Source organism: Streptomyces muensis, assembly GCF_021474425.1.
Classification (GTDB): domain Bacteria; phylum Actinomycetota; class Actinomycetes; order Streptomycetales; family Streptomycetaceae; genus Streptomyces; species Streptomyces muensis.
In genome coordinates, this window is record NZ_JAKEIP010000233.1 from 1 (window position 1) to 13,127 (window position 13,127).

Below are 13,127 nucleotides of genomic sequence, written 5' to 3' on the forward strand. Positions count from 1 at the left end.
GCCGGGGACGTACACGTCGACGGGGATGATCTGGTCGACGCCCTTGGTGACGGAGTAGGAGTCCCAGTAGGGGCCGCCACAGTTCGAGCAGGCGCCGAAGGAGATGACGTACTTCGGCTCGGGCATCTGCTCGTACAGGCGCTTCACGGCCGGGGCCATCTTGTCCGTGACCGTGCCGGAGACGACCATCAGGTCGGCCTGGCGCGGGCCCGGCGCGAACGGGATCACGCCGAGGCGGATGAAGTCGTGGCGGGCCATCGACGCGGCGATGAACTCGATCGCGCAGCAGGCGAGGCCGAAGTTGAAGACCCAGAGCGAGTAGCGGCGGCCCCAGTTGAGGATCACCTTCATCGGCTCGGGAGCGAGGCGGGCCAGTGCGCCCAGCCGCTTCGGCTCCGGGAGCAGAACGGGCTGCTCGTTGGTGTCTGGCGTCACGTCCATGCCAGGACGCCCTTCTTGTATGCGTAGAGCAGGCCCACGGCCAGGAAGCCGAGGAAGACGAACATCTCGACGAGCGTGGTCGCGCCGTAGCCCGGGTCGGCGAAGACCGTGGCCCAGGGGAACAGGAAGATCGAGTCGATGGCGAAGATCACGTACAGGAAGGCGTAGACGTAGTACCGGACCTGGGTGTGGGCCCAGCCCTCGCCGACGGGGTCGACGCCGCACTCGTACGTCAGGAGCTTCTCGGGTGTGGGGACCACGGGACGCAGCAGGCGGCCCGCTCCGAAGGCGACGGCGACGAACAGCACGCCGACGACGGCCAGCAGTCCGACGACCGAGTAGGACTGGAAGTAGTCCGCCGCCACGACGACGGTCTGTTCCGACACGTCCGCCCCTCGCTCCCTGACCTCGTAACCGATGCCTCAGGACCAGTGTCCTGCGACTGGTGATCCCGTGAACAGTGCATGTTTCCGGTGAACACCGCTGTTTCCGGTGAACACCACTGTTCGACGATCTGTACGCACGGGAGTCTAGGCCCTGCTAAAGAGACCGTAAGCAGCCCGTCACGCGTTGAGATCCCGTCGAGACCCGTCGGGATACGACGGTCCGGTGCCCGGGTGGGTCGGGGGGTGGGGATTTCCCCCGTAGACGACGGCAGTCCGCCTCATGGCGCCGCGGCGCACCGCGCGGCACGCTAGCCCATATGACCGAACGCCCCAGCCCTTCGCGGGACGCCTCCGGGCGGTCCGAAGGCGAGCAGCCGCCGCTGCCGCCCGCCCGTTTCGCCTACGACCGGCACACCTGGAAGGAGATCGCGCATCTCCTGGTGAACCTGCCGTTGTCACTGCTCGGCTTCACCTACGTCGTGACGGTGCTGTTCACCGGTGCCTTCCTGACCCTGACGGTGATCGGGTTCCCGCTGCTGGCGGCCGGGCTGATGGGAGCACGGCAGCTGGGCAAGCTGGAGCGGGCACGCGCGCGTGCGCTGCTCGGAGTGCGGGTGGACGAGCCGAGTCCGTTGCCGTTGCGCGGCGGCAAGGACGGGTTCTTCCCGCAACTGTGGCTGGCGCTGAAGGACCCGGTGGGCTGGCGCACGATCCTGTACGACTTCATCCGGCTGCCCTGGGGCGTCCTCACCTTCACCATCACGCTGACCTCGCTGTTCGTGCTGTGGCCGGTGCTGCCGTTCATCGCGCGGGGCCTGACGAACGCGGACCGGGCGATGGTGCGCGGCCTGCTGTCGCCCTCCGACGAACTGGAGCGCCGGATCGCCGAGCTGGAGTCGGACCGGGGGGTTGTCGTCGATACGGCGGCCGCGGATCTGCGGCGCATCGAGCGTGACCTGCACGACGGCGCCCAGGCCCGGCTGGTCAACCTGGCCATGGGGCTGGGCCTGGCCAAGGAGAAGCTGCTGGAGGATCCCGACTCGGCGGCGGCGATGGTCGCGGAGGCGCACGGCGAGGTGAAGCTGGCGCTCCAGGAACTGAGGGATCTGGCCCGGGGCATCCATCCGGCCGTACTGACCGACCGCGGCCTGGACGCCGCGCTGTCGGCGGTGGCGTCACGTTGCACGGTGCCGGTGAAGGTGACCGTCGACCTGGCGTCCAGACCGGCGGCGGCCATCGAGGGCATCGCCTATTTCACCGTCTCCGAGTTGCTGCAGAACGTCAGCAAGCACAGCGGGGCGAAGTCGGCGTCGGTGGACGTGTGGCGGGCGGACGAGCGGCTGCTCATCCAGGTGGGGGACGACGGACGGGGCGGCGCGCGCCTCGACGGCGGTACGGGCATGCGCGGGCTCGCCGACCGGCTGGACGCCGTGGACGGCCTGTTCGTCATCGAGTCACCGCAGGGCGGTCCGACGACCGTGACGGCGGAACTGCCGTGGCGGGACCGCGTCCCCGGCCAGGAGTAGCCGGGGCGGGGCAGGACCCGATCAGGCAGGACCCGATCAGGCAGGACCCGATCAGGGGTAGGGAAAACCCCCCGTTCGAGACGCCGACGGCCTCCATGGTCCGCGGTCTCGCGGTCGACCAGGGTGGAGATACGACGGCACAGCCCCGGCGGCGGGGCTGACGGGACGAGGAGAACGGACGACGCCGATGGCCACGGAGTACGGACAGGGCTACGGGCACGGGCTCGGTTACGCCGAGCACGGCCTTCCCGAGCACGGCGGCGAGCGACGGCACCGGCTGCCGGCCGGACTGCGGGCGCCGTTCGAGGCACGCAGCTGGCGGGAGTTCTTCTACGTGCTGCTGAGCCTGCCGATCAGCATCCTGCTGTTCGTGTACGTCATCACGATGGTGTCGCTGGGCGCGGGTCTGCTGGTGACGTTCCTCGGCATACCGGTGCTGGCGGCGGGTCTGGCCGGCTGCCGGGGCCTCGGGGCGCTGGAGCGGGCACGCGCGCGGGCGCTGCTGGGCCTGGAGGTGGCCGCCCCGGAGCCGCTGCGGATGCGCCGGCGCGGCTTCATGGCGTGGATGGGCGCCGTACTGAAGAGCGGGACGTCGTGGCGGAGCGCGCTGTACGCGCTGCTGCACTTCCCGTGGGCGGTGTTCTCCTTCGTCGTCGCCGTGAACGTCTGGGCGTACGGCTGGGCGCTGCTGACGTATCCGCTGTGGTTCTGGGTGTTCCCGATGTGGGCCGGTCAGGACGGTCTTCAGGTGTTCGGCGACGAGACCCGCAGCATCTACCTCGACAATCCCTTCGAGATCACGGTCACCGCGTTGGTCGGACTGCTGTTCACACTGGCCACGCCCTGGATCGTGCGGGCGCTGACGATGGTGGACCGGCTGCTGGTGCACGGTCTGCTCGGCCCGTCGCGGCTCGCCACGCGCGTGGTGGAGCTGGAGTCGGACCGCGGTGTCGTCGTCGATACGGCCGCTGCCGACCTGCGCCGCATCGAGCGCGATCTGCACGACGGCGCCCAGGCCCGCCTGGTGGCCCTGGCCATGGATCTCGGTCTCGCGAAGGAGAAGCTGGCGGAGGACCCGGGGGCGGCGGCGCGGATGGTCGACGAGGCGCACGGCGAGGTGAAGACGGCGCTGCAGGAGCTGCGGGACCTGGCGCGCGGTATCCATCCGGCGGTCCTGACGGACCGGGGTCTTGACGCGGCCCTGTCTGCGGTGGCCTCGCGGTGCACGGTGCCCGTGGAGGTCCAGGTGGATCTGGAGGAGCGGCCGGTGCCGGCGATCGAGGGGATCGCCTACTTCACGGTGTCGGAGCTGCTCCAGAACATCAGCAAGCACTCGCGGGCCACGTGGGCGGCCGTGGATGTGTGGCGGGTGGAGAACCGGCTGATGTTGCAGGTCGTGGACAACGGGGTCGGCGGCGCGGGCGTCTCCGGCGGCTCGGGGCTGGCGGGGCTGGCCGAGCGGTTGGACGCGGTGGACGGGATCCTGGTGGTCGATTCGCCGGTCGGCGGGCCCACCCGGGTGACGGCGGAGCTTCCCTGGCGGACCGTGTAGTCCGACCGTGCGGTTTCGGGGGTGCGGTCCGGCCCACTGAGGTGGGGATCCGGCTCCGGTTGATCCGGGGCCGGATTTCCGTCTGTTCGCAAGCACTGCCTTTGCCCACACAAGGCTCCCTTCGTTTGTAAGCACTCCCCGAGCACTGCATGAGCGCGCCCCGGAGTCGCTCCCTCCGCGCCCGCGCGATCCGTCGCGGGCCGTTTATCCACAGGCCGGTTATCCACAGGCCCCGGTGCGGAAGTGCCGATCGCGGGATACTGATGGCGCGAAGGACGACAGGGCCGGGACACGCTCGGCCGAATGCCAAGGCACACGGGGGGCCGGGGACGTGGAGGACAGGGTGCGGGTGGTCATCGCCGAGGACTCGGTGCTGCTCAGGGAGGGGCTGACCCGGCTGTTGACCGACCGGGGGCACGAGGTCGTGGCGGGCGTCGGCGACGGCGAGGCGCTGCTCAAGACCATCACCGAGCTGGACGGACAGGGCGAGCTGCCGGATGTGGTGGTGGCGGACGTGAGAATGCCGCCGACGCACACCGACGAAGGAGTACGGGCTGCCGTGCAGCTGCGCAAGTCGCACCCCGGGCTGGGGGTACTCGTACTGTCGCAGTACGTGGAGGAGCGGTACGCCACGGAGCTACTGGCCGGGTCCAGCCGCGGAGTCGGCTATCTGCTCAAGGACCGCGTGGCGGAGGTTCGGGAGTTCGTGGACGCGGTCGTGCGGGTGGCCCGAGGGGGTACGGCGCTCGACCCGGAGGTGGTCGCCCAGTTGCTGGGCCGCAGCCGTAAGCAGGACGTGCTCGCCGGGCTCACACCGCGTGAGCGGGAGGTCCTAGGACTCATGGCCGAGGGGCGGACCAACTCGGCCATCGCCCGGCAGCTGGTGGTGAGCGACGGAGCGGTCGAGAAGCACGTCAGCAACATTTTTCTGAAGCTCGGGCTGTCGCAGAGCGACGGGGACCACCGGCGGGTTCTGGCGGTCCTCACCTACCTGAACTCCTGACGATCTGACACTGTGTCAGAAAGCCGGGATCTGTCGGGACCGGGGCCCAGAACCAAAGAACGAGCGGGGAGCGTCTTCAAAGAAGCGCCGGGGGGCGTGTAAATCATGAAAATTCCGGGTGGCGCACCATCTCAAATCCACGTCCGTCATGCGAATGGCCCAGGGAGAGCGACCTTCGCGGACGTAGGGTTGATCCTGGGAGGGCTTGCGGGAAGGCCGTTCCCAGATGCCGCCTCTAGGGAGGTCCAGTTCAGTGACCAGCCAGGTCAGTAGCCCAGCGGAGCAGGCCGACGAAGCCGTCGTGGGAGAGCAGCGCAAACCGGCAGGGACGAAGGACGTCCGCCGGCTGGACCGAGTGATCATTCGTTTCGCGGGGGACTCCGGGGACGGTATGCAGCTCACCGGCGACCGTTTCACCTCGGAAACGGCGTCCTTCGGCAACGATCTGTCGACGTTGCCGAACTTCCCGGCCGAGATCCGCGCCCCCGCAGGCACCCTGCCGGGCGTGTCCTCCTTCCAGCTGCACTTCGCCGACCACGACATCCTCACTCCGGGTGACGCGCCGAACGTGCTGGTCGCGATGAACCCCGCGGCCCTGAAGGCCAACATCGCCGATCTGCCGCGCGGCGCGGAGATCATCGTCAACACGGACGAGTTCACCAAACGGGCGATGCAGAAGGTGGGCTACGACTCCTCGCCGCTGGAGGACGGCTCGCTCGACGGGTACAGCCTCCATCCGGTGCCGCTGACGACCCTGACGGTCGAGGCGCTGAAGGAGTTCGACCTCACCCGCAAGGAGGCCGAGCGCAGCAAGAACATGTTCGCGCTGGGTCTGCTGAGCTGGATGTACCACCGGCCGACCGAGGGCACGGAGAAGTTCCTGACCTCGAAGTTCGCCAAGAAGCCGGATATCGCGGCCGCCAACATCGCCGCCTTCCGCGCGGGCTGGAACTTCGGCGAGACGACCGAGGACTTCGCCGTCTCGTACGAGATCGCCCCGGCGACGAAGGCCTTCCCGGTCGGTACCTACCGCAACATCTCCGGGAACCTGGCCCTGTCCTACGGACTGGTCGCCGCGTCCCGCCAGGCGGACCTGCCGCTGTATCTGGGTTCGTACCCGATCACCCCGGCCTCGGACATCCTGCACGAGCTGAGCAAGCACAAGAACTTCGGCGTACGGACCTTCCAGGCCGAGGACGAGATCGCCGGCATCGGCGCGGCACTGGGAGCGGCCTTCGGCGGCTCGCTGGCGGTGACCACGACCTCCGGCCCCGGTGTGGCGCTGAAGTCGGAGACCATCGGGCTGGCCGTGTCGCTGGAGCTGCCGCTGCTGGTGATCGACATCCAGCGCGGCGGCCCGTCGACCGGTCTGCCGACCAAGACGGAGCAGGCGGACCTGTTGCAGGCGATGTTCGGGCGCAACGGCGAGGCGCCGGTGCCGATCGTCGCCCCGCGCACCCCGGCGGACTGCTTCGACGCGGCTCTGGAGGCGGCGCGGATCGCGCTCACGTACCGCACTCCGGTGATGCTGCTGTCCGATGGCTATCTGGCCAACGGCTCGGAGCCCTGGCGGATCCCGGAGCTGGACGAGCTGCCGGACCTGACCGTGCAGTTCGCGCAGGGCCCGAACCACACCCTTCAGGACGGCAGCGAGGTCTTCTGGCCGTACAAGCGCGACCCGCAGACCCTCGCCCGGCCGTGGGCGATCCCGGGCACACCGGGTCTGGAGCACCGGATCGGCGGCATCGAGAAGGAAGACGGCACGGGGAACATCTCCTACGCCCCGGCCAACCACGACTTCATGGTCCGCACCCGCCAGGCCAAGATCGACGGCATCGAGGTGCCGGACCTGGAGGTCGACGACCCGCACGAGGCGACGACGCTGGTGCTGGGCTGGGGATCGACGTACGGCCCGATCACGGCCGCGGTCCGCCGGCTGCGCAACGCGGGCGAGCCGATCGCGCAGGCGCATCTGCGCCATCTGAACCCGTTCCCACGCAACCTGGGCATGGTACTCGGACGCTACGAGAAGGTGGTGATCCCCGAGATGAACCTCGGCCAGCTCGCCACCCTGATCCGGGCGAAGTACCTGGTGGACGCCCACTCGTACAACCAGGTCAACGGCATGCCGTTCAAGGCGGAACAGCTCGCCAAGGCGCTCAAGGAGGCCATCGATGGCTGAGACGTCCACGGAAGGCACGGGCACGGTCGAGGCACTCTCGCTCGTCCCCAAGGCCGAGGCCCGCCAGTCCATGAAGGACTTCAAGTCCGATCAGGAAGTGCGCTGGTGCCCCGGCTGCGGTGACTACGCGATCCTGGCCGCGGTCCAGGGCTTCATGCCGGAGCTGGGCCTGGCCAAGGAGAACATCGTCTTCGTCTCGGGCATCGGCTGTTCGTCCCGCTTCCCGTACTACATGAACACGTACGGGATGCACTCCATCCACGGCCGCGCGCCCGCCATCGCGACGGGCCTGGCCACCAGCAGGCGGGACCTGAGCGTGTGGGTCGTCACCGGTGACGGCGACGCGCTGTCGATCGGCGGCAACCACCTGATCCACGCCCTGCGGCGCAACGTCAACCTCAAGATCCTGCTGTTCAACAACCGGATCTACGGTCTGACGAAGGGCCAGTACTCGCCCACCTCCGAGGTCGGCAAGATCACCAAGTCGACGCCGATGGGGTCGCTGGACGCGCCCTTCAACCCGGTGTCGCTCGCCATCGGCGCGGAGGCGTCCTTCGTGGCGCGCACGGTGGACTCCGACCGCAAGCACCTCACCCAGGTGCTGCGCGAGGCCGCGGCCCACAAGGGCACGGCGCTGATCGAGATCTACCAGAACTGCAACATCTTCAACGACGGCGCCTTCGAGGTCCTCAAGGACAAGCAGCAGGCCGAGGAGGCGGTGATCCGCCTTGAGCACGGGCAGCCGATCCGCTTCGGCACGGACGGGGCGCGCGGCGTCGTACGCGATGCGCTCACCGGTGACCTGAAGGTCGTCACCGTCACCCCGGAGAACGAGTCGCAGGTCCTGGTCCACGACGCGCACTCGACGTCCCCGACGACGGCGTTCGCCCTGTCCCGGCTTGCCGACCCGGACACCCTGCACCACACGCCGATCGGTGTGTTCCGCTCGGTGGAGCGTCCGGTGTACGACACTCAGATGGCGGACCAGCTGGACACGGCGATCGAGCAGAACGGCAAGGGGGATCTGGGCGCGCTGCTGGCGGGCGGGGACACCTGGACGGTGGTGGGCTGACCCGGCGGCCTGTTCGGACGCGGTTGAGGGTCCGGTGCCGGACGGCACCGGGCCCCTCGTCTTTCATCCGCGTGAGTCGGCCTTGCGCGCGTCGTACGCCTCCCGTGCCTTCTCGACCTCGCCCATCCGCTCGCTGGTCCACAGCGCCAGCCCGCGCACCTGTTCGGCGGCCTCGCGGCCCAGGTCGGTCAGGGAGTAGTCGACCCTCGGGGGGATGACCGGTTTCGCGTCGCGGTGGACCAGACCGTCGCGTTCCAGGGTCTGGAGGGTCTGCGTGAGCATCTTCTCGCTGACGCGGCCGATCGTGCGGCGCAGTTCGCTGAAGCGGTAGGGGCGCTCCAGGAGCTCGATCAGGACGAGGACTCCCCAGCGGCTGGTGACGTGCTCCAGGACCAGTCGGTAGGGGCACATCGCCTCGCCGATGTCGTACTTGCTCGCCGTTGTGCCTGCCATTGGACTTACTGCCATGCCAGTACCTTACTTCAAAGTGGGTACTTTCCAAGAGTTAGCGCACTCCCTAGGGTTAGCGACAGCACCAAAACGCATCCCACAAGGAGTTCTGATCATGAGCATCGTCGTCACCGGAGCCACCGGACACCTGGGCCGCCATGTCGTGGAGCAGCTGCTGGAGAAGGTTCCGGCCGACCAGGTCACCGCCGTCGTCCGCACCCCCGAGAAGGTCGCCGACCTCGCCGAGCGCGGCGTGAAGATCGCCACCGCCGACTACAACGCCCCCGAGACCTTCGACGGACTGTTCGCGGCCGGTGACAAGGTGCTGCTCATATCCGGCAACGAGTTCGACAAGGGCCGCGTCGGCCAGCACCAGGTCGTCATCAACGCCGCCAAGGCCGCCGATGTGGCGCTGCTCGCCTACACCAGCGCCCCCGGCACCCTCACGGCCGCCCTCGCCGACGACCACCGGGGCACCGAGAAGGCCCTGCTGGAGTCCGGTCTGCCGTACGCGCTGCTGCGCAACGGCTGGTACCACGAGAACTACACCGAGAACCTCGCCCCGGTCCTCGAGTACAACGCGGTCACCCACGCCGCCGGCGAGGGCCGCGTCTCCTCCGCCTCCCGCGCCGACTACGCGGCCGCCGCCGTCGCCGTACTGACCGGCGAGGGGCACGAGAACCAGACGTACGAGCTGGGCGGCGACGTCGCCTGGAGCTTCGCCGAGTACGCCGCCGAGCTGAGCCGGCAGACCGGCAAGGAGATCGCCGACAACGCCGTCTCCGTCGAGGCCTTCGCCGGCATCCTGACCGGCGCTGGGCTCCCCGAACCGCTCGCCGCGATCCTCGCCGGCGTGGACGCCTCCGTCGAGAAGGGCGAGCTGGTCGTCGACAGCGGGGACCTGTCCCGCCTGACCGGCCGCCCGACCACTCCGCTCGCCGACGCCATCGCGGCCGCGCTCAAGGGCTGACGCCGGCACTTCCCGCCCGGCACTCCCACCGCCGGGCACACCGCCCGGTACTCCCACCTCCGGGCGCACCACCCGGCGCGCCGCCCCCGCATGTCATGACCGTATAGCGATACGGGCATGACACGCGGCGGTCTTCGGCGTTACCTTCGTGCAGGTCGCCATGCGGGCGCGGCCGGGGTGCGCGAAGGAGGGGTCCGTGAGCGGGAAGTCGCTGGGTGAGGGGCGTACAGGACTACTGAACGGCTTCGCGGCGTATGGGATGTGGGGGCTCGTGCCCCTCTTCTGGCCTTTGCTGAAGCCCGCCGGGGCGGTCGAGATCCTCGCCCACCGGATGGCCTGGTCCCTCGTCTTCGTGGCGGTGGCGCTCGCCGTCGTCCGGCGCTGGACCTGGGCCGGCGAGCTGATACGGCAGCCGCGGCGACTGGCGCTCGTCGCCGTGGCCGCGGCCGTGATCACCGTCAACTGGGGCGTCTACATCTGGTCCGTGAACTCGGGCCATGTGGTGGAGGCGTCGCTCGGGTACTTCATCAATCCGCTCGTCACCATCGCGATGGGCGTACTGCTGCTGAAGGAGCGGCTGCGGCCGGTGCAGTGGGCGGCGGTCGGCATCGGGTTCGCCGCGGTGATCGTGCTGACCGTCGCATACGGCCGGCCGCCGTGGATCTCGCTCACGCTCGCCTTCTCCTTCGCCACGTACGGGCTGGTCAAGAAGAAGGTCAACCTCGGCGGCGTCGAGTCGCTGGCCGCGGAGACCGCTATCCAGTTCCTGCCCGCCGTGGGCTATCTGGTGTGGCTGACGGCTCAGGGGGAGTCGACGTTCACCTCCGAGGGCCCCGGCCATGCGGCGCTGCTCGCGGCCGGCGGTGTCGTCACCGCGCTGCCGCTCGTCTGCTTCGGCGCGGCCGCGATACGGGTACCGCTGTCGACGCTGGGACTGCTCCAGTACCTGACGCCGGTCTTCCAGTTCCTGCTCGGCGTCCTGTACTTCCGCGAGGCGATGCCGGCCGAGCGGTGGGCCGGGTTCGCGCTGGTGTGGCTGGCGCTGACGCTGCTCACGGCCGATGCTTGGCGCTCCGCGCGGCGGACCAGGCTGGCGGAGTTCAGCGCGCCGAAGGTCGAGAAGCCGGCCTCCGCCGCGGTGGACGCCTGACCTGCGGGCTGCCCCCCAGCCCCCGCCCAGCCCCCGCTATCGGCCCTGAACGGACCTCGTCCTCACACACTGGACGGACCGCCGGACGGGCCGAAGTGCATCCGAAACCGGCGAGCGTGTCCTCATTGCGGCCCGCTCCCCCACCCCATATGAGTGGTCGCATGACACCACCACTGCACTGGAAGCTCGTCATCGACTCCGCCGACCCGCAGTCGCAGGCCGTCTTCTGGGCCGCCGCGCTGCGCTACGAGGTCGAGGACAACAACGCCCTCATCGAGCGGCTCCTGGAACTCGGCGTGCTGCCGCGCGAGGACGTCGTCGAGTTCCACGCCCGTCTCGCCTTCCGGGACCTGGTGGCCGTACGGCATCCGGACGACCCGTACGACAAGGACAGCGGCACCGGGCTGGGCCGGCGGCTGCTGTTCCAGCGGGTGCCGGAGGCGAAGAGCGTCAAGAACCGGCTCCACCTCGATCTGCACGCGGCGGCCGGGGAGCGCGAGGCCGAGGTCGAGCGGCTGCGGGGGCTGGGCGCGAGCGTGCTGCGGCATGTGAAGGAGCCCGGCGGGGAGTGGACGGTCATGGCGGACCCGGAGGGGAACGAGTTCTGCGTGCAGTGAGGGTTTTCCCTATTCCGAACTCCGAGTCCGAATAGCGCTCTTGACGGAGAGTCAGGCTCACCCCGACCATCCAGGCACCCCATTCACTGAGGAATCCCTGTGATTCCCAAGGAATTCGGAGCCCCCCACATGAAGCTCTCCGTCTCCTGGCGAGCGTCGGCGGCCGCTGTCGTAGCGGCCGCCACGCTTCTGACCAGCGGATCCATAGCCGACGCCGCATCCAAGGCCGACAGCGTCGACAGAGCCGACAGGTCCGGCAAGGCCGACGAGGCCCACAAGGCTCACAAGGCCGGCATCGAGGCGGCCGCCGCGCCCGACATACCCCTGGCGAACGTGAAGGCCCACCTCACCCAGTTCCAGTCCATCGCCACCGCCAACGGCGGCAACCGCGCCCACGGCCGCCCCGGCTACAAGGCCTCGCTCGACTATGTGAAGGCCAAGCTGGACGCCGCCGGATTCACCACGAGCATCCAGCAGTTCACGTCCTCCGGCCGCACCGGGTACAACCTGATCGCCGACTGGCCCGGCGGCGACGCCAACCAGGTCGTCATGGCCGGATCGCACCTCGACAGCGTCTCCTCCGGCGCCGGCATCAACGACAACGGCTCCGGCTCGGCGGCGGTCCTGGAGACCGCGCTCGCCGTGTCACGGGCCGGCCTGCAGCCCACCAAGCATCTGCGGTTCGCCTGGTGGGGCGCGGAGGAGCTGGGGCTCGTCGGCTCCCGCTACTACGTCAACAACCTCTCCTCCGCGAACCGCGCGAAGATCAGCGGCTATCTGAACTTCGACATGATCGGCTCACCCAACCCCGGCTACTTCGTCTACGACGACGACCCCGCGATCGAGAAGACCTTCAAGGACTACTACGCCGGTCTCGGCGTCGCGACCGAGATCGAGACCGAGGGCGACGGCCGCTCCGACCACGCCCCGTTCAAGAGCGCGGGCGTGCCGGTGGGCGGGCTGTTCACCGGGGCGAGCCGTACGAAGACCGCGGCCCAGGTGACCAAGTGGGGCGGCACGGCCGGGCAGTCCTTCGACCGCTGCTACCACTCGTCCTGCGACACCACGTCCAACATCAACGACACCGCCCTCGACCGGAACAGTGACGCCGTCGCGTACGCGGTGTGGGAGCTGTCGGAGTAGCGGGGCGAGGTAAAAGACACCGGGCGTTTCAAGCGGGCGTTTCAAGCGGTGGGCGGTTCGGCCGACTTGGCGGCGCGGGCGGCGAGTCGGTCCATGCGGGCGCGGGCCGACTCCAGCTCCTCGGCCTCCTCGGCGGCTGGGCCGCCCTCCGCCACGAGCTCGCTCCACAGACCGATCAGGTCCCGGCCCAGGGTCAGACCCAGCGCCGGATCCCGGACCGCACGCCACGCCGTGGCCGCGCCGTGCAGGCTGCCGTACGCCGCCTCCGGGTCCCGGAGGCGGTGGTGCGTACGGGCCACGTCGAGGGCGAGGCCGAAGGCGCGTTCCGGGTCGCCGCCCAGGTAGGCGATGTACGCGGCGAGTTCACGCATCCGCAGGACCTCGGGGTGCTCCAGCCCCAGCACCGCCGACGCCTGAGCCACGGTCCGCTCCGCGAGTGCGGTCGCCTCCGCCGTCCGGCCCTCCTTCACGGCCTCGTTGATCCGCGCCATCGGCTCGGCGAAGGGCGAGGCGTCGGCGGTCCCGGCCGGCTCCGCGTCCCCGAGGACGGCTTCGGCAACGGCGTCGAAGCCGCGGGGTGGGGTAGGCCCGGGGTCCGGGTCCACGTCCGGGGTGGAGGTGGAGAGGAGGAGGGG

Annotated in this window: 12 protein-coding genes and 1 pseudogene; 9 read left to right on the top strand and 4 right to left on the bottom strand. The window is 69.5% G+C overall.

Annotated features, from left to right (window positions below):
- Together L0P92_RS34850 and L0P92_RS34855 are read right to left on the bottom strand one after the other, a co-directional pair.
- A partial coding sequence (locus L0P92_RS34850) for an NADH-quinone oxidoreductase subunit B (RefSeq protein WP_234767059.1) occupies positions 1-441 on the bottom strand: 441 nt, incomplete at its 3' end.
- Positions 432-827, bottom strand: coding sequence for an NADH-quinone oxidoreductase subunit A (locus tag L0P92_RS34855; RefSeq protein ID WP_234767060.1), 396 nt, complete (start codon positions 825-827; stop codon positions 432-434). The genes L0P92_RS34850 and L0P92_RS34855, both read right to left, overlap by 10 nt.
- Positions 828-1,144: 317 nt before the next feature.
- Between L0P92_RS34855 and L0P92_RS34860 the strand changes: the two genes are divergently transcribed.
- From L0P92_RS34860 to L0P92_RS34880, 5 genes are all read left to right on the top strand, one after another.
- Entirely contained in the window at positions 1,145-2,353 is a 1,209-nt protein-coding gene (locus L0P92_RS34860; RefSeq protein WP_234767061.1) for a sensor histidine kinase, read from the top strand.
- Between the two features lie 187 nt (positions 2,354-2,540).
- Positions 2,541-3,905 carry a sensor histidine kinase gene (locus L0P92_RS34865; RefSeq protein ID WP_234767062.1) on the top strand — a complete coding sequence of 455 codons (1,365 nt, stop codon included), beginning with the start codon at positions 2,541-2,543 and terminating at the stop codon, positions 3,903-3,905.
- A gap of 343 nt (positions 3,906-4,248) precedes the next feature.
- Positions 4,249-4,908, top strand: a complete 660-nt coding sequence (locus tag L0P92_RS34870) for a LuxR C-terminal-related transcriptional regulator (RefSeq protein WP_308289789.1) — start codon at positions 4,249-4,251, stop codon at positions 4,906-4,908.
- Between the two features lie 253 nt (positions 4,909-5,161).
- Positions 5,162-7,090: a 2-oxoacid:acceptor oxidoreductase subunit alpha gene (locus L0P92_RS34875; RefSeq protein ID WP_234767064.1), complete on the top strand. Its 1,929-nt coding sequence runs from the start codon at positions 5,162-5,164 to the stop codon at positions 7,088-7,090.
- The gene (locus L0P92_RS34880) at positions 7,083-8,162 is read left to right on the top strand and encodes a 2-oxoacid:ferredoxin oxidoreductase subunit beta (RefSeq protein ID WP_234767065.1); all 1,080 of its coding nucleotides are present in this window, start codon (positions 7,083-7,085) and stop codon (positions 8,160-8,162) included. The genes L0P92_RS34875 and L0P92_RS34880 overlap by 8 nt, the downstream gene beginning before the upstream one ends.
- Positions 8,163-8,225: 63 nt before the next feature.
- On the opposite strand, the gene L0P92_RS34885 is transcribed toward L0P92_RS34880, so the two are convergent.
- A complete protein-coding gene (locus tag L0P92_RS34885) occupies positions 8,226-8,630 on the bottom strand; it encodes a winged helix-turn-helix transcriptional regulator (protein WP_234767066.1) in 405 nt (134 codons plus the stop codon).
- Positions 8,631-8,727: 97 nt separating this feature from the next.
- Between L0P92_RS34885 and L0P92_RS34890 the strand changes: the two genes are divergently transcribed.
- The 4 genes from L0P92_RS34890 to L0P92_RS34905 all read left to right on the top strand — a co-directional run bounded on the left by L0P92_RS34890 (position 8,728) and on the right by L0P92_RS34905 (position 12,492).
- On the top strand, positions 8,728-9,582 hold the full coding sequence (locus tag L0P92_RS34890; protein WP_234767067.1) for an SDR family oxidoreductase: 855 nt from the start codon (positions 8,728-8,730) through the stop codon (positions 9,580-9,582).
- 160 nt (positions 9,583-9,742) lie between these two features.
- Entirely contained in the window at positions 9,743-10,732 is a 990-nt protein-coding gene (rarD, locus tag L0P92_RS34895) for an EamA family transporter RarD (protein ID WP_237696437.1), read from the top strand.
- 161 nt (positions 10,733-10,893) lie between these two features.
- Positions 10,894-11,349, top strand: coding sequence for a VOC family protein (locus tag L0P92_RS34900; RefSeq protein ID WP_234767069.1), 456 nt, complete (start codon positions 10,894-10,896; stop codon positions 11,347-11,349).
- 129 nt (positions 11,350-11,478) lie between these two features.
- A complete protein-coding gene (locus L0P92_RS34905; RefSeq protein WP_234767070.1) occupies positions 11,479-12,492 on the top strand; it encodes a M28 family metallopeptidase in 1,014 nt (337 codons plus the stop codon).
- A 41-nt stretch (positions 12,493-12,533) separates the two neighbouring features.
- On the opposite strand, the pseudogene L0P92_RS34910 reads toward L0P92_RS34905, so the two are convergent.
- Positions 12,534-13,127: pseudogene (locus L0P92_RS34910) on the bottom strand (tetratricopeptide repeat protein); the annotation flags it as partial.